The organism is Imperialibacter roseus (assembly GCF_032999765.1).
Lineage (GTDB): Bacteria > Bacteroidota > Bacteroidia > Cytophagales > Cyclobacteriaceae > Imperialibacter > Imperialibacter roseus.
In genome coordinates, this window is record NZ_CP136051.1 from 4,399,982 (window position 1) to 4,416,152 (window position 16,171).

At 48.4% G+C, this 16,171-nt stretch carries 18 protein-coding genes; 13 read left to right on the forward strand and 5 right to left on the reverse strand.

Features of this window, described 5'->3' with window-relative positions:
- Window positions 1-79: 79 nt before the first annotated feature.
- From RT717_RS18495 to RT717_RS18520, 6 genes are all read left to right on the forward strand, one after another.
- Window positions 80-952 (forward strand): M55 family metallopeptidase, encoded by an 873-nt coding sequence (locus RT717_RS18495; RefSeq protein ID WP_317487868.1) that lies wholly within the window; start codon window positions 80-82, stop codon window positions 950-952.
- 192 nt (window positions 953-1,144) lie between these two features.
- Complete coding sequence (locus tag RT717_RS18500; RefSeq protein ID WP_317487869.1) at window positions 1,145-1,270, forward strand: hypothetical protein; 126 nt, start codon at window positions 1,145-1,147, stop codon at window positions 1,268-1,270.
- 354 nt (window positions 1,271-1,624) lie between these two features.
- Window positions 1,625-1,840: a hypothetical protein gene (locus tag RT717_RS18505; protein ID WP_317487870.1), complete on the forward strand. Its 216-nt coding sequence runs from the start codon at window positions 1,625-1,627 to the stop codon at window positions 1,838-1,840.
- A gap of 2 nt (window positions 1,841-1,842) precedes the next feature.
- Window positions 1,843-2,481: a hypothetical protein gene (locus RT717_RS18510; protein ID WP_317487871.1), complete on the forward strand. Its 639-nt coding sequence runs from the start codon at window positions 1,843-1,845 to the stop codon at window positions 2,479-2,481.
- Window positions 2,482-2,774: 293 nt separating this feature from the next.
- Window positions 2,775-3,200: a M55 family metallopeptidase gene (locus RT717_RS18515; RefSeq protein WP_317487872.1), complete on the forward strand. Its 426-nt coding sequence runs from the start codon at window positions 2,775-2,777 to the stop codon at window positions 3,198-3,200.
- A 213-nt stretch (window positions 3,201-3,413) separates the two neighbouring features.
- Complete coding sequence (locus RT717_RS18520) at window positions 3,414-3,908, forward strand: GTP cyclohydrolase (RefSeq protein ID WP_394854139.1); 495 nt, start codon at window positions 3,414-3,416, stop codon at window positions 3,906-3,908.
- An 11-nt stretch (window positions 3,909-3,919) separates the two neighbouring features.
- Here the strand turns inward: RT717_RS18520 and RT717_RS18525 are convergent, their stop codons facing one another.
- Together RT717_RS18525 and RT717_RS18530 are read right to left on the reverse strand one after the other, a co-directional pair.
- Window positions 3,920-4,540: a hypothetical protein gene (locus RT717_RS18525; RefSeq protein WP_317487874.1), complete on the reverse strand. Its 621-nt coding sequence runs from the start codon at window positions 4,538-4,540 to the stop codon at window positions 3,920-3,922.
- A gap of 46 nt (window positions 4,541-4,586) precedes the next feature.
- Window positions 4,587-5,168, reverse strand: coding sequence for a hypothetical protein (locus RT717_RS18530; protein ID WP_317487875.1), 582 nt, complete (start codon window positions 5,166-5,168; stop codon window positions 4,587-4,589).
- A 259-nt stretch (window positions 5,169-5,427) separates the two neighbouring features.
- Here RT717_RS18530 and RT717_RS18535 point away from each other — a divergent pair, with 259 nt between their 5' ends.
- The 4 genes from RT717_RS18535 (at window position 5,428) to RT717_RS18550 (ending at window position 12,057) form a co-directional block, all read left to right on the forward strand.
- Window positions 5,428-5,952 (forward strand): RNA polymerase sigma factor, encoded by a 525-nt coding sequence (locus RT717_RS18535; protein WP_317487876.1) that lies wholly within the window; start codon window positions 5,428-5,430, stop codon window positions 5,950-5,952.
- Between the two features lie 40 nt (window positions 5,953-5,992).
- Window positions 5,993-6,526: a hypothetical protein gene (locus RT717_RS18540; protein ID WP_317487877.1), complete on the forward strand. Its 534-nt coding sequence runs from the start codon at window positions 5,993-5,995 to the stop codon at window positions 6,524-6,526.
- Window positions 6,527-6,649: 123 nt separating this feature from the next.
- Window positions 6,650-7,120 carry an OsmC family protein gene (locus RT717_RS18545; RefSeq protein WP_317487878.1) on the forward strand — a complete coding sequence of 157 codons (471 nt, stop codon included), beginning with the start codon at window positions 6,650-6,652 and terminating at the stop codon, window positions 7,118-7,120.
- Between the two features lie 212 nt (window positions 7,121-7,332).
- On the forward strand, window positions 7,333-12,057 hold the full coding sequence (locus tag RT717_RS18550) for a T9SS type A sorting domain-containing protein (RefSeq protein WP_317487879.1): 4,725 nt from the start codon (window positions 7,333-7,335) through the stop codon (window positions 12,055-12,057).
- Between the two features lie 5 nt (window positions 12,058-12,062).
- Here the strand turns inward: RT717_RS18550 and RT717_RS18555 are convergent, their stop codons facing one another.
- The 3 genes from RT717_RS18555 to RT717_RS18565 form a co-directional block, all read right to left on the reverse strand.
- Complete coding sequence (locus RT717_RS18555) at window positions 12,063-12,383, reverse strand: 2Fe-2S iron-sulfur cluster-binding protein (RefSeq protein WP_317492368.1); 321 nt, start codon at window positions 12,381-12,383, stop codon at window positions 12,063-12,065.
- A gap of 7 nt (window positions 12,384-12,390) precedes the next feature.
- Window positions 12,391-13,395: an NAD(P)/FAD-dependent oxidoreductase gene (locus RT717_RS18560; RefSeq protein WP_317487880.1), complete on the reverse strand. Its 1,005-nt coding sequence runs from the start codon at window positions 13,393-13,395 to the stop codon at window positions 12,391-12,393.
- An 80-nt stretch (window positions 13,396-13,475) separates the two neighbouring features.
- Entirely contained in the window at window positions 13,476-13,904 is a 429-nt protein-coding gene (locus RT717_RS18565; protein WP_317487881.1) for a MarR family winged helix-turn-helix transcriptional regulator, read from the reverse strand.
- A 183-nt stretch (window positions 13,905-14,087) separates the two neighbouring features.
- Between RT717_RS18565 and RT717_RS18570 the strand changes: the two genes are divergently transcribed.
- The 3 genes from RT717_RS18570 (at window position 14,088) to RT717_RS18580 (ending at window position 15,992) form a co-directional block, all read left to right on the forward strand.
- Window positions 14,088-14,969 carry a helix-turn-helix domain-containing protein gene (locus tag RT717_RS18570; protein WP_317487882.1) on the forward strand — a complete coding sequence of 294 codons (882 nt, stop codon included), beginning with the start codon at window positions 14,088-14,090 and terminating at the stop codon, window positions 14,967-14,969.
- A 78-nt stretch (window positions 14,970-15,047) separates the two neighbouring features.
- Window positions 15,048-15,596 (forward strand): carboxymuconolactone decarboxylase family protein, encoded by a 549-nt coding sequence (locus tag RT717_RS18575; protein WP_317487883.1) that lies wholly within the window; start codon window positions 15,048-15,050, stop codon window positions 15,594-15,596.
- Between the two features lie 27 nt (window positions 15,597-15,623).
- Window positions 15,624-15,992: a plastocyanin/azurin family copper-binding protein gene (locus tag RT717_RS18580; RefSeq protein ID WP_317487884.1), complete on the forward strand. Its 369-nt coding sequence runs from the start codon at window positions 15,624-15,626 to the stop codon at window positions 15,990-15,992.
- Window positions 15,993-16,171 lie beyond the last annotated feature (179 nt).

Below are 16,171 nucleotides of genomic sequence, written 5' to 3' on the forward strand. Positions count from 1 at the left end.
AGTTTTTTCCCTCCAACCTGCTAAATTGTATCCGCACCTTTTTTTTTGTCAGATGCTTTTATCAACCCAACCTCCTCTTATGAAAAAACTTCTCTTTCTACTCCTGGTGGTTTCCACTACAACCCTGGCCCAGCCCCAACCTGTGAAGCTCTTTATCTCTGTAGACATGGAGGGCATTGGCGGCATAGGCACTTCCAAAATGACCAGCGGCGGCAAGGACTACGACACAGGCCGCAAGCTGATGACCGACGAGGTGAATGCCGTGGTGGCGGCCATCTTTGAAGCAGGCCCTGCCACCATAGTGGTGAACGACAGCCATGGCGATATGCAAAACCTCCTCCACACCCAACTCGATCCGAGGGTGGAGTATATCCAGAGCAATATCAAGCCCCTGGGCATGGTGCAGGGGCTGGACAGCAGCTTCGATGGGGTGATCTACATCGGTTACCACGCCATGGCAGGCACCGAAAATGGCTTTCTGGCTCATACCGGCTCGGGCTCGGTAAAAGGCCTTTGGATCAATGGCATCGAAGTGGGCGAAGGCGGCCTGAACACATTTTTCGCTGGTGCTGTGGGTGTGCCTGTCATCCTGGCCAGCGGAGACAAAACCTTCACCGAAGAAATCAAAAAGCTGATACCGGCGGTGCGCACCGTTACCACCAAGGAAGCCATTGGCTCCAGCGCCGCCAAACTCCTCCACCCCGACGTGGTGAAGAAAGCGCTACAGGCACAAACCAAAGCTGCCCTGAAGGACATTAAAAATGCCAAACCTCTGCCAGTGCAAAACCCCATTGAGTTTGTCATCAAAATAGATGCCCCCACCCGTGCCGACGTGGCCATGGGCATTCCCGGCATGAAGCGGATAGATGGCTACACGGTGTCGTACCAGGCCAAAGACATGGATGAAGCGTACAAGCTGATCCGGATTATTTATAAGTATTTGCAGTGGTAGCTTCCAGGTGTGAAGACACACCCGGAAACGTTGGTGGTAGCCTCCTGGTGTGAAGAAGCACCAGGAAACCTGATGTTGTATTCGGGAGCGCCTTGTCTCGGTAAGTGTCTCCACATCCCTCCGGCCAATCCTTTTTCCAAATCTCCGCTTTTTTTTACTGGTTACCGTATTTTTCCAGTGCAAAAAAAGACCATGATCTTAAAAATAACCAAACAGGTTCAAGCTGACTATGGCGGCGTGATGGCAGCCCTGGCCATGGTGGCGACGAATACCATGTGGCCTGATGAGTGGGTGGTAAAAATGGAGTTGGGGGAGTAAGCCTTTATTCTTTTTTATTTACTATTGAAGGAACGGTAAATCCGTATGACAGAGGAACATTGATGCCAGCACTGACATTCGCCAGGCCGTCATACCTCCGTGGGTTACGGCAACTGCTGACTGCTCTTCTCTTTTCACAGGAGCGGCGTGCCCCCCAGGAAAACCAACCGTCCTCTACTTATCAGAAAAATTGGTACATTTGCATACTCTACCTAAACGGCTGTCGGGTCTCTTTTGCAAGAAGAAAGTGATCGGCATCCAGTCTGCTGGCCTTGGCTGACGACCAGCGACGACCCACTACTACCTCCTGCTTGCTATTGACGCTATATTTATACAACCAAACAATTCCAACCGATGAAAACCAGAAACAAACTTGCCATCATGGCTGTCTTCCTCCTCACAATGGGGTGCGGCGGCGCTTCCTCAGAGCAAACAAAAGAACAAGAAGCAGCAGCAGAAAAAGCTGTGATCGACTCAGTCACCACCGCAGTAAATGCCTCCATTGAAACGCTGGAAACTGCTACCGAAGCGACCACGACATCCATTGACTCACTCTTAAGCGACATTTAACGATGAAAAAAATCTATTCATTAACCATCGCCTGCCTGATAATGGTAGGTTCACAGGCTTTAGCTCAGCAGGGCAAAAGCCAGGAGAAAGAAAAGCCAGCCCAGGCTGCCAAAGGAAAGGCAAAAGCTGATGAAGCGAAATCGAAGGTGAAGTCAACTGAAGACGAACAGGAAGACACCGACAAGGACAAGACCAAAGAAAAGAGCATAGAAAAAGCTGAAGAAGGAAAAAGCAAAGAAAAGGCAGAACAAGGAAAAGAGCGCAGCGAAGATGAGGCGGCTGACAAAAAGCCTGAAGAAGAAAAGGGCCAGGGCAATGCCTACGGCAAAAACAAGGGTGATTTGTCGGGCAAAGAGTTTGGCGCTTTGAGGTCAGAAGAGGCAAAGGATGCAGTATCCGCCAAACAGGGCGAACTGGAGAAGCAGATTTCTGACAGTGAAGAAGAGCTGAAAGAAGGTAAGGCAAAGGTGAAAGCTGCCAAAGAAAAGATAGAAAAGGAGCAAGCGGAAGGCAAAATCAGCGATACAGAGGCCAATGCTAAGATTGACCGTATCAATCAGGCGGAAGAGAAATTGAAGGAACTGGAAGAAAAAATAAAAAACGAAAAGAAAAAACTCGGCGGAAAGTCGGGCGTACAATAGGCAATTGACAAAAGCCGGAACATCCTTGCCGGCTTTTTTGGGATCAAGCAATATTCCTGGGGGATTAATTCTTTTGACAAGAGTATTATGTCATTACATAAAGAAGCAAAAGATCCAAGCCTGTCCGACTGGAGAAGCCCGGCCGGGCGAGGCGCATTGAACCAGTTTTGCTTCTTTATTGTCTATCATTCGCCAAATGGTACAACGTTATTTCAGCGTCTTACTCCCCAGGTTTTCCGCTTGATCCCTTTTTTGTCATCTACTACAGAAGGATACTACATCTTGTGCCGGCGATGCCTTCATGCCGTTCCACGTCGGCTGCAAAAGCAGGAACCTTTAAGCCACTGCCCGTCATCCTGGCCAGCGGTGACAAAACCTTCACCGAAGAAATCAAAAAGCTGATACCGGCGGTGCGCACCGTTACCACCAGGGAAGCCATTGGCTCCAGCGCCGCCCGGCTTCTGCATCCTGATGTAGTAAAAAAAGAGCGACAGACACAAATCAAAGCAGCTTTGAAAGACCTCAAAAATGCGAAGCCGCTTCCTGTGCAAAACCCTATTGAGTTTGTGCTGAAGGTAGACGCCCCCACCCGGGCCGACGTGGCCATGGGCATCCCCGGCATGAAGCGGGTGGATGGCTGCACGGTGGCGTACCAGGCCAAAGACATGGATGAAGCGTACAAGCTGATCAGGGTTATTTATAAGTATTTGCAGTGGTAGCCTCCTGGTGTGAAGACACACCCGGAAACGTTGGTGGTAGCTTCCTGGTGTGAAGACCCACCCGGAAACAGCTGTGTGCTACTGGCGTGAAGACGCACACGGAAACCTGATGGTGTTTTGTGAGTGTCTCCACTCACCACCTCCCTTGCTTTTCAGCTTTTACCAACGTTCACTACCTTCACGGCTTCAAAGGAAAGTGTTATGATCGTTAAAATGGCCGAGGGCAACCTCAAAACGAAATATGGGGAGTACCATGAGGTGCTCTACTACGACGGACAGAAAGAGTCGATTGCCCTGGTGATGGGCGATGTGAAAGATGGGGAAGAAGTGCTTTGCAGGGTGCATTCATCCTGCCTTTTTGGGCACGCCTTCAACAGCATTGAGTGCGACTGCCGGGAACAAATGGAAACATCGCAGCAGCTCATACAACAAGAAGGCAAGGGCATTGTGATTTGGCTGGAGCAGGAAGGAAAGGGCAATGGCCACTTTGCCTTGCTCAAAAGTGTAGAGCGCAAGCGCCAGGGTGTGAAGCAAGCCGATGCCTACGAAGCCGTCGGCTTCAAAAGAGATGCCCGGGACTTTCGGGCTGCAGCCGAGATACTGAAAGACCTTGGAGTGAGGTCTGTTCGCATGATTACCGGGAATGCAAACAAGACCGATACGCTCACCAGCTATGGTGTGAAAGTGGTGGGCACTGTGCCCACCTGACTATTATTTTTTCAGTTCAAAAGGAAAGAAAACCCGAATTGGGGGTTGTTGAAAAAGACAGAAAAAGAAGTGTCGCTCCCCCCCTCCCTGTCATTCAACTGAAAAGCTGCACCACCAATGGATCCATTCAGTAAAACTCTGTCCATCACTTTCCAGCTTATACCAGGGGTGACCGTTAAGTCATAGGAAGTAGTATATTCGGTTGTTTTCGATTGAAAGGTTTCACTCAGAGTGTATTCACTTACAGACTTATTCAAACCTACCCGGGCCCTACCGTTCCAGTTAAAGTAAATCTTATTGGTAATGGTGTAAAACCGTTGATAAAACACTCCCAGGCTGTAATGCTGATTCGTGCCCATGCTTTCAAAATTATCGCCTTTATTTTTACTGGAGCCAGCTCCAAAGCCAAGCTCTACTCCCATCAAACCATTGCTTTTTATTGGCCTGGCGATTGATGGGCTGAAAAAAAATGAAGAAGTTGAGTTCGTTTGACTATCATTAATATTTTTAGTCTTATTTTGACTAGTACCATAATTCACCAGCCCTCCGAGCACATATTTTGTGCTGTCAAATTGCGCAAAAGACGCAGAGCAAATTAAGACAAACATTATAGCTAGTTGAGTCTTTTTCATAGTTGTTGAATTTTTTAGGGTTCCCTATTTCTGAAGTTTATGGTCTTTATTTAATTAGAAAGGTGACTCCGAACTGAGGGTTATTGAACCGAATATTAAACTGGCTGTTTTTGATATCAACCGAACCGTTCTGAGCGCCGGAAGACCAGCTTTGATAGCTGTAGCCTGCTTCACCGAGCGATGCGTTCAAGATAATGCTATCCATTACTTTCCAGCTAAACCCTGGCACAAGGCTAAAATTATATCCTCGATTGTCGTACGTAGAGGAATTGTTTCCCTGGTTGTTAAAGCTTACTCCTGCAAGGACCCTCCAGTTAAAAAACACCCGATCTGCTACTCCATAAAACTTTTGGTAGAATATGCCAGTGCGCAGATTGTTCCAGGTTTCTTTGGAGTTAGAGTCGTCGTTTTTCAAAATCGTCGTGTAGTATCCACCTGACAGTCCAATCAAGGCATCTGATTTAATGGTCTTTGCGAAAGAAGGAACAACTCCTATGGAGGATACACCAGAGAGCGCATCATTGTTAAAACCGACCGCAGCCCCGATCACAAATTTGGTGTCTTCAAACTGGGCGTAAGCCGACCCGGCGAAGAGCAAAAGGAGAAAAGCTAGTTGAAATTTTTTCATAGGTATGTGTTTTAATCGATAGGATAACAATAATTATACCGAATTATTATTGAATTGCATGCTTTTATAAGTTCAAATGTTCCTAAAAAGGCTTTCACTGCCAAAAATATTGCGTAAAACTTATTCCAAAGAGCAAGAATTAAAGAGGGTGCCTTTGCTGGTTGTAGAAAGCAACCTCTTTCACTTATTGTAAATAATTACCTTCATCCTGTAAGAAATCCACAGAGCCTGGTACTAGCTAAGTAACCACCCGGTAAAAATGAAGGAAAGCGAACAGCAACACATTTTCAATACCTGGCTTAGTCAATACAAAGCCCTCCTCTTTAAAGTGGTGCGGGCCTATGCGTTCACGGAGTTTGACCGGGACGATTTGTTTCAGGAAATAACGATCCAGGTGTGGCACTCCATTCCAAAATTCAGGCATGAGGCGGCCGTGAGTACCTGGCTGTATCGGGTGTCACTGAACACCGCCATGCGCTGGTCGATGAAAGAAAAGAAGCACAGCGATGGCCGGGAGTCGATAGAAGGGCTGCCTTCAGCACATCCTTTGCTGCTCCAGGAACAAGCGCCGCACAACGACGAAAAGCTGGCCTGGCTCTACGCCGAAATCGCTTTGCTGAGCGAAGTAGAGCGGTCGCTTACCCTGCTGCTACTCGACGGCTTTAGCTACAAAGAAATGGCCGACTTGGTGGGTTTAACCGAAACCAATATTGGTGTTAAGATTCACCGGATCAAGAAGCATTTGACCACTCAATCTAAAAAATATGAGCACTATGGAGTTTGAGGATTTAAAAAAAATTTGGGACACTCAAAATAACGAACCTATGTACGCTATTAACGAAACAGCGCTGCACCAGCGCATCCATCAGCACAAAAACAATACCGGGTGGCTGGCTCATGTCAATGAGATGGGCATGATGTTCATTGCCACGGTAACAGGAGGTTTTTTACTGATTGATGCAATACGTGATCAGGAAAGTGCCTATTCGTACGTGGGTGGGCTGGCTTTCCTTGTTATTGGTGTTTTTGTATTCTTCAGTCGTCGTCAGAGAAAGAGGAATGAGAACAGGTTTGACCAATCGATGCTTGCCGAACTTGATCAGGCTATCAAAAACGCAGGTTACCTTGTTACCTTTGCCCGAACGTTCGTGTGGTGGTTCCTGCTGCCTGCAGCCATCTTTTCATTTCCTAACCTGGCATTGAACAACGCTTCGTGGGAGAAATACCTGCTTGTACTGGGTGCTTTCCTGCTGTCTTATTTAGTGGTTACATGGGAATTGCGCAAAGTACATTTGCCCCGAAAGAAAAAGCTGGAGAGCCTGCGTGATAAATTGACCGGGGATCGGGAATTTTCCTGAACGACTGACGGTGGTATTGGCAATGCACAGGGCAAATGCATTCTGATTAAAATGACAGAAAAGTGCTGCATCTTTTACTTGCCAACGCCGTTAACTCATGCAATAATTGACGCTTAATTCTAAATGGCCAAAACACACCACTACCAATCCACTGTGCGCTGGACAGGCAACAAAGGCACCGGCACCTCAGGCTACCGTGACTATGAGCGGAGCCACACGGTCAGCATCGATGGAAAGCCCGACATCCTCACCTCCGCCGACCCCTCTTTCCGTGGCGACAAAAGCAGGCACAATCCAGAAGAGCTGTTTCTGTCTTCTTTGTCTTCCTGCCACATGCTGTGGTTCTTGCACCTATGTTCCGATGCCGGCATTGTGGTTACCGACTATGCAGACAATGCCGAGGGTACCATGGTGGAAAACCCTGACGGCAGCGGACAGTTCAGTGAGGTGGTGCTGAGGCCTGCTGTTACAATTACCGATGCCGCAAGAGTTGATGAAACCCAAAGGCTGCATCACAAAGCCAACGAGATGTGTTTTATTGCAAGGTCGGTCAATTTTAAGGTAAGGCATGAGCCAAGTGTAAGGATGCTCTAACGACACTGACTTCACCCGAAGTCGAGTAAGAGAAAGAAATCACCGATATCTTTTGCCATTTCGTCGAATTTCCGTTTGCCATCATGAAATTGTTTTGATATTCGCACCGAATCTGTTGACCTGATCAGAATCCTATATCATTTTCTAAAAGCTGCAAAGCTGATAGAAAACATTATTATGGTTAATAGAAACTCTTCTCACTTATTAAATGTATGGGCAAAAGGTATCTTTTTGGTGCTGTCCTGTTTCTCTCAAGCTTTCTTGTTTTTCATTCCGTCAGTTTTGCTGCGACTTTCTATTCCAGAGCATCCGGGAACTGGACTTCAACTGCTACCTGGTCGACAGTCGGCTGTAGTGGAGCCGCAGCCTCCACCACGCCTGGCTCCAGCGATGACGTGGTCATTTGTGCCGGGCACACAATAACCACCAACTTCAATGCAAACACCACCATCCTGAACCTAACAATTAATGCCGGTGGGGTGCTAAGCATGGGTACCAACAAGCACCTGTTGTGCAAAAACCTTTTATTAAACGGTACGGTCAACGGTGGCTCCAATGGGCAGGTAAGATTTGCTGGTACCGCTGGCAGTACTTTGAGTGGAACTGGCACAGTTGCCGTTACCAGTGCCAGCTCTGGCCTTAGACTAAGAAACAATGCCACGGTGCTGCCGGGAACAGATATTACTTTCAGCAATAGTTCCAGGTTAGATCTTGCCAAAAGGACACTGACCAACAATGGTACCATCCGCATGACAGGGACGTCGACGCTGTTGGGAAATGCGACGACGAACGGTGTTTTTAACAATGCAACTTCCACCTCATTTCTCTATTACAACACACCTGCCAACTTTCCAACGACTGTAAGGCTTACAGCGACAGGAACTGGTAACACAGTAGTTTTTGGTGCAACTTCCGGCGGGCCTTATACAATGGATGGCCAGGGCAGCTACCACAACCTGATCATTCAGGGTGCGGCGACTAAGCGACTCAGCCCCACCAATATCAATATTGCAGGTTTGCTTACTATAGCCAGTGGGTCGACGCTGGATGCCAATGGAAGCAAGATCATCAGCCTCCAGGGAGACTGGGACAACGATAATGGCGGCACATTTACAAAAAGCTCCTCTACGGTCATTTTCAACTCATCCACTGCGAATCAAACGATTTATACACCCGGAGCAGGGGAGAACTTTTATGCATTAACGATTAATAATACATTTTCGGGGGGCACCGTAACTGCCAATGGCAACATTACGCTCACTGCGGCAGCAACTTTACAAATCACATCAGGAGTTTTCATTACCGGCACCAATACACTCGGACAAACCGGCGCTGCGAACTTCACCATGTCTGGTGGTGAGTTGCGAATGGCTAAACTAAGCACAACGCTGCCCGAACTCACCGGCACCTACAATATCACGGGAGGAACAATCACCTTCAATGGTGCAGGTAGTCAGACCATAAGAAGCCTTGCGGCAGCACCCGCACAGTATTATCACGTCAACCTAAGTGGAACCGGTACCAAGACGTTGGCAGGTAATATTTGGGTCAATGGAAACTGGGTGAACAGCGGAGTGACGCTGTCGGGCAACTTTTCGGTGACCTTTGGTGGTGTTGCCGACCAGACTATCACCAAAGCTGGTGGGGAAAGCTTCTACGCACTAACTGTCAACAAGCCGAACACCCTGGTTCTGGAGTCTGGCACAGACCTGACAATCACCAACGGGCTGACTATGACCACAGGCGACATCAACCTGAATACGAGAACACTGACTCTCGGTTCCGGTGCAGGTGCGTCACTCACCAGAACCGCTGGCAAAGTTTACGGAGGAGCATGGAAACGCTTTTTCCCAGCCTCTTCTATAACAAGCTCATCGGGATCCTTCTACGGCCTGTTTCCTATTGGCACAGCGCTCGAATACCGCCCTGTTGAAATAAACACCACTGTGTCGCCAACCACGGCTGGCTATGTAACAGCCACACATACCGACGGAACCACAACCACCGATGTGAGTTATATCGACAATGAGGGTGCCACCATTCAGCGGATAACCGCTATGAGAACCACTCTTGTCACGCAAACCCTGGCCGGTGGTGCCTACAACCTGAATGTCACCTTTACCTCTTTGTCGAGCGCAGGAGCCACCTCTGATCTGAAGCTTGAAACGCTGACGGGGTCTCCTCAGGGCGTAGGGGTAAGTGCCGCAACAACAGGAAGCACCTCTTCACCAACCGGCAAAAGAACCTTGCTGAATGTGACCCAATTGAACAATGACTTCGTATTGGGCACTACCAACAAGGCCACTACGCCGATGAAAAGCACCTACTATTCAAGAAAAACGGGCAACTGGAATGACGCCTCCGCAGGAAATGGCACCTGGGCTTTATCAGATGGAGGCTCAAGCTGCGATTGCGTCCCGCCTTCATCGTCCGACGCAGTGATCAACAACGGCCACACTGTGACCATCGCCGCCGCTTCAACCGCTGACTACATCATCGTAAGGTCAGGAGGGAATCTGGTAGGCACAAATACGCTCATTGTTAACTTTGATGTTACTGTTGAAGGAACCGGCAAGGTGGCACCAACAGCTGGCAGCTGGTCTATTGGGAGAAACCTTAACCTCACAGGCACTACCCTTTCAAGCAGCGGCGCCGCCACTACCATCAACGGAGACTTCGTGCTCAATCCAGCGAATTCTTTAACTCTTTCGGCTCCACTCACGGTGTCGGGCAACGCTACTTTGAATGGCACACTGGATGTTGGCGCTTCCACACTCACGCTCAATGGCGCTTCCAAAACCATTTCCGGCAATGCAACGATCAATGGCAGTGGCACGGTAACTATCACCGGTAACAAAAGCACAACGGCACTTGCCAATATTACTATTGTGCCGGGGCTGACCATTTCGGCAGGCACTACCTTTGTCAACAACGGAACCATCACCCTGCTTGGAACGGCAACCGGACTCAATGCCACCACCTCCATCTGGACAAATGCTGCTTCGTCTACGTTGAATATCCAGGGGGCAGGTTTTCTGGCAACAGGCGTATTGAATGCCAATGCCAACAACCTGGTTACGTACAGCGGAAGTGGAAGCCAGGCAATTAAGGCGCCAGCAAGCGGGTATTACAACCTCACAGTTTCAAACGCAGGTACAAAAACCTTGTCGGGAGCCACGGTGGTTTCCAACCAGCTAACTATTCAAGGGGCGGCCATCTTCGACGCTGCAACCAACGGCCTGACAGGCACGGCAAACTTGTCAATGACGGGCACCTCACAACTCCAGCTCGGCAATACCGCTACTGGTACCTATCCAGCCCTTTCCGGCACCTACTCGCTGGCCGGCGGCACTGTTGTGCTGAAACAATCTCCAGGTGCCTCCACAGCCTACACTATCCGTGGGGTCGATTACTATAACCTGACCCTCAATGGCGGCGGAGCAGCCAACTATACCTTTGGCACTTCCGCCAGCATTGCAAACGACATGAACGTCTCCTTCGGCGGAACCTCTACCTTCGCTAATCCAAACGGGGGGCTGTCTGTAGGTAATTCGTTCACTTTCAATGCCGCAAGCTCAGTGGCCACTACGCTTTCGTCAGAACTTTTGGTCGGCAGCTTTACTTTGTCGGGCGGCACCATTGCCGATGGTGGCAACGTAATTGAAATCACAGAAGCGGGTGGCTGGATAAGAAATGGTGGAACTTATACAAGCTCCGGCGCAGGAAGGGCCTATTTTACAGGCGATGTCGAACAATCAATCGGAGGCTCAATGCCCACTTCTTTCAGAAGGATTGAAATGGAGAATACCAGTTTAACCGGTGTGCGCCTTAATCAACCCACCACTGTAACGACGCAGCTTCTCCTTACAGCGGGAAAAATCATCAGCACCGCAAGCAACTACCTGCTCCTGAGCGCCTCCGCATCGTCCGATCCCGGGTCGGAGGACAGCTTTGTTGAGGGGCCTATGAGAAAAACAGGGTCAGCTGATTTTGTGTTTCCGGTTGGCAAAGGCAGCGTATGGGCAAGAATTGGAATCAGTGGCTTGTCTGCCTCTTTAACATTTCAGGCAGAGTACTTTAACAGCGGATACGGTGCCTACGATGTTTCTCAGGCTATTCCTCAAAACATGCACCACGTCAGCTCTCTTGAGTACTGGCAGCTGGACCGTGTAAGCGCCTCTGGAAGTGCGAGTGTCACGTTATATTGGGAAAATTCTGACGTAAGTGAGATCAAAAACTGCGGAGATTTGGTGGTAGCCAAGGGCAACGCCTCCTCCGAATGGGAAAACGCTGCGTCTATTGGCACCACAGGCTCCTGCGGTCCGGCTGGTGCAGGTTCGGTGACCTCCCAGTCCCTTTCCACTTTCAGTCCGTTCACTTTCGGTGCTATTCAACAAGGCCTTAATCCGCTACCAATCAAACTACTGCGTTTTACTGCCACTCCGGCAAAAAGCAAGATAGACCTCCTGTGGGTCACTGCCCAGGAAAAAAACAATGACCGATTTACCCTTGAGCGATCAGGCGACGGCATTTCTTATGAGATACTGGAAGAACAAGCCGGAGCAGGTACCTCAGACAGGGTGCTTACCTACGAGGCAGAAGACACCAGTCCGCTGAAGGGCATCAACTATTACCGACTGAAGCAAACTGACTACGACGGAAAGTTCGAATACTTCGGGCCAGTGGCTGCCTCGATCAATGCGGTGAAAACAATTGAAGTTTTCCCCAATCCTACTTCAGAAGTGATCAGGTGGCAGTGTCCGGAAAAAGTTATTTCCATTAAGGTATTTGACAATTCGGGCAAACTAATGTTCCCAATTGCTCTGAAAGACGGAGATACCCCTGAACTGAATCTTTCTAACCTGCCCGACGGCATGTATCAGATCCAGTTCTTCTCTCTCGCAAAAATTTACAATGCAAAGGTGACCAAGAACTAGGGGAGCTATTCCATCACCTCCTGTAGTTTCACGTATGCTCCTCCCAGCTTCTCGTTAATGGGAAGCTGGCAGGCAAGGCGGCTGTTGGGCAGGGCATTGGGCAGGGTATCCAGCATGTCCAGTTCGGCGTCTCTTTGCTCGTCCAGCTTATCGAGGCCTTCCTCTACCGACACATGGCAGCTGGCACACAACGCCATTCCCCCACACGTGCCGAGCACCGGAAACTCCGACGCTTTCAGCACTTCCATCAGGTTGAGGCCCATGTCGCCTGGCACTTCAATTTCCTGCACCTCACCTGCCCTGTCCTCTACTTTAAATTTAATCAATTCCATTTTACAAAGGAGTTATGCCATTCACAGTGGTGTATTTGAAGCTGAGCTTCTGATCCGGATAAATGTATTTGAAAGCACTCTGCGACATCAGTGCAGCCTCATGGAAACCGCACAGAATAAGCTTCAGCTTACCCGCATACGTATTGATGTCGCCAATGGCATAAATGCCCGGTACATTGGTGCTGTAGTCCTCCGTGTTGACCACAATGGCACTTTTGTCGATACCCAGGTTCCAATCGGCAATAGGCCCTAGTTTGGGGCTGAGACCAAACAAAGGAATAAGGTAGTCGGCCTCGAAAGTATTGACTGTGCTGGCCTGGTCTGTGATATGCACCGCCTTCAGCACTCCGTCTCCATCGAGGCTATGCAGATTAGAATTAAGAAGCAGCCTTATTTTATTCTCCTGTGCCAGCTCAAACACTTTATCGGCTGAATCGAGCGCTCCCCTAAAAGTTTGGTTGCGATGCACCAGCGTCACCTCTTTAGCCACTTCAGAAAGAAAAATCGTCCAGTCCAACGCTGAATCACCACCGCCGGCAATCACGATCTTCTTATCCCTGTACTTCTCGGGGTCTTTGACCATATAATCCACCCCTTTGCCTTCGAACTTCTCCAGGTTCTCAATAACCGGCTTGCGGGGCTCAAAGCTTCCCAATCCGGCAGCTATTACTACCACGCCAGCATGCACCTCGGTACCATCAGAGGTGGAGAGAAGAAAGCTGCCGTCTTCCTGTTTCGTCAGCCCGTCGACCCGCTCTCCCAATGTAAAAGTCGGCTTGAAAGGCGCTATTTGCTTCATCAGGTTGTCCACCAGCTCCTGCGCATTCACGGTTGGAAAACCCGGAATATCATAAATGGGCTTCTTAGGATATATTTCAGAAAGCTGTCCTCCCACCTGAGGCAGGGCATCTATCAAATGGCACTTGAGCTTTAACAGCCCAGCCTCAAACACGGCAAAAAGCCCAACCGGACCCGCTCCAATGATGCAAATGTCAGTCTTGATCATATTATTTAGTGTGGTAATATTTAGTGCAACAAATATATATAACGAATTATCTTCTTTCTGGTTTTGACAACCTTCCTGCTTTAAGTCAAATTCTCGTAAATCTTATTGAGGATCCTGTTGAATTCATCGAAATCCTTTTCATTCAACCCCTCCCAGGCCTTCAGCCTGATTGAGCGCACTTGCTTTCGACTACTGGTCACCTTCTCACGCCCTTCTTCCGTAAGCTTAAGTATCGACACCCTCCTGTCCGCCGGACTTTCCGCCCTTTCCACCAACCCTTTAGTGCATAGAATGTCCACAATACGGGTGACGGTAGGCATATCCTTGTACATCAAAGCAGCCAACTCCCTTTGACTGAGTGCCTCATTTTCATCTGTCAGTTTCATTACCAACCACTGATCCACCGTCATGTCAAATCCCAGCTCTTTGAACTGCTGCTGGGCGTACCATTTCACCTTGCGGGCAGTGCGGTCGAGCAACAATGAATATTGATTGTAGGGCTCTTTCAAATCAAATTAGTTAGTGCACCAACTAAAGTAAGGCAATCACAACGATCCTGCAATCTTTCCCTGATAAATATTAAAAGGCGGGTTACTCCGGTTTGTAAGGCGGAAGACATATAGGCTTGGTTGGGGTTCTGAAAAAAACTATGCCGGCCTGCCAAACTGTTACATCGAAATACTTACATCGCCATGATTTACACATTTAACGGGTCAGAGCTCAACGCTTACTTTGGGCTCAGCACCGACTACGCCAGAGAAAGAGATCAGCTAACGAAGGAGCAGGGACTCATCCACATACTTTGGAACCAAAGCAACCAGGCCTCCACAGTTTTTGTAGACAATACACCCATTGTGCTGCAACCCAACCAACTAACAACAAGCACGTACTTGCAAAAAGTAGCTTTTGAGAAAGGCTCCTCTCCCATCGCTGCTTTTTCATTCAATCGGGAGTTTTACTGTATTAACACCCACGACCATGAAGTTTCGTGCAACGGCATCATCTTCTTTGGCACACAGAGCATTCCCATCATAACACTGAGGGACGATGAGATCGATAAATTTGAGATGCTTTATCGTGTATTTGTTGACGAGTTCACCACCCGGGACAATATCCAGGGCGAAATGCTGCAAATGCTGCTTAAGCGGCTGATCATCAAAATCACAAGGTTGGCCAAGACGCAGCTTATCACCAAAGAGCTGGATAATAACCAGATTGAGATTGTCAGAAAGTTCAATGTGCTGGTGGAAACGCATTTCAAAACAAAAAAACAGGTAGCCGACTATGCTGATATGCTTTTCAAATCACCAAAAACCCTTTCGAACCTATTTGCCAAATTCAACCAGAAGTCGCCTCTGAGCATTATCCACGAACGCATTGTGCTTGAAGCAAAAAGGCAGCTGCTCTACACTGACAAAACCACCAAGGAAATTGCCCACGAACTGGGCTTCGATGAAGTGTCCTCGTTTCACAAACTTTTCAAAAAAGTCACCTCAATGGCGCCGCAGCGATTCAAACATGAGGCCAAAAACACCGCTATTGGGAAAAATGAACAATTAGTAGGGAAAAGCTGACTCTCACCCTGGCAAGCGGGCGGCGTAAAATTGTACTGTAAACGGTATTCAATTTTTAAATCACAAAACAGTACAACAATGTCAACATTTAAAGTACCCACGAAAGACGAAGTAACCGAAGGCAACAAAGCTATTTTTGAGAAATTGGAAGCGGGCCTCGGTTTCGTACCCAACCTTTACGCCTCATTTGCTCACAATGAAACTGCACTGAGCGACTACATGGCCCTGCAGAACCGGAAAAGCACCTTGAAGGCCAAAGAACGGGAAGTAATCAATCTGGTGGTGAGTCAGGTGAACGAATGTCAGTATTGTTTGTCGGCACACACCGTGCTCGGAAGAATGAATGGCTTCAGTGACGAGCAGATTCTTGAGATCAGAACAGGCCAGGCCTCGTTCGACAAAAAGCTGGATGCCCTGGCCAAATTTGTGAAAGACGCCACTGTCAACCGCAGCAAGCCTGGAAGAGAGTCAGTGGAGAACCTGTTTTCAGCTGGGTATTCTTCTGCTAACCTGGTGGATATCATTATGGTAATTGGAGATAAAATCATTTCCAATTTCATCCACGGTGCCACACAGGTGCCTGTCGATTTTCCTCTGGCTCCAGAATTAGCTGAAGTATCTATTTAATCCATCACTCCGTAAATTAAATTGACAATGAAGAAGCAAACAGCATTCTTATTGACTATCCTGGGCATGCTTGCAGGGTTTGGCTGCCTCGCTCAGAAGGCCGAAACCATCAAGCTTGACCAAACACCCGGCGAGTTCGAAACAACTGAGCTTACTTTGAAACCGGGTAAGTATGTGTTCGACGTATCCAACAAAGGCGTGGATCATGCTGTTGGTTTTGTGATCACGCCAAAGGGAAAAACCGATCAGGAGAATCACATCAAAAGTTCCTATCTCACGAAGGTAATTGAGAATGGTGAATCAGCTAAATCCGGAGAAGTGAGCCTGGAGAAAGGCGAGTATGTCTACTTCTGTCCGTTAAACCCAACACCTCACTACCGATTGGTGGTTAACTGATGAAAATTCTAAAAAGGTGAGTTGAAAGGTCTTCCTGCTGGGAAGGCCTTTTTTATTTGCAAACATCCGGCGTAGCCACTAATAAAAAAGAATAGGGAAGCCAGCATACAAGTTGTTTGGATACATGAACATGGCAATCACCTTTGTTCACTCAACTTCTTCCTGTATATTTTCAATCG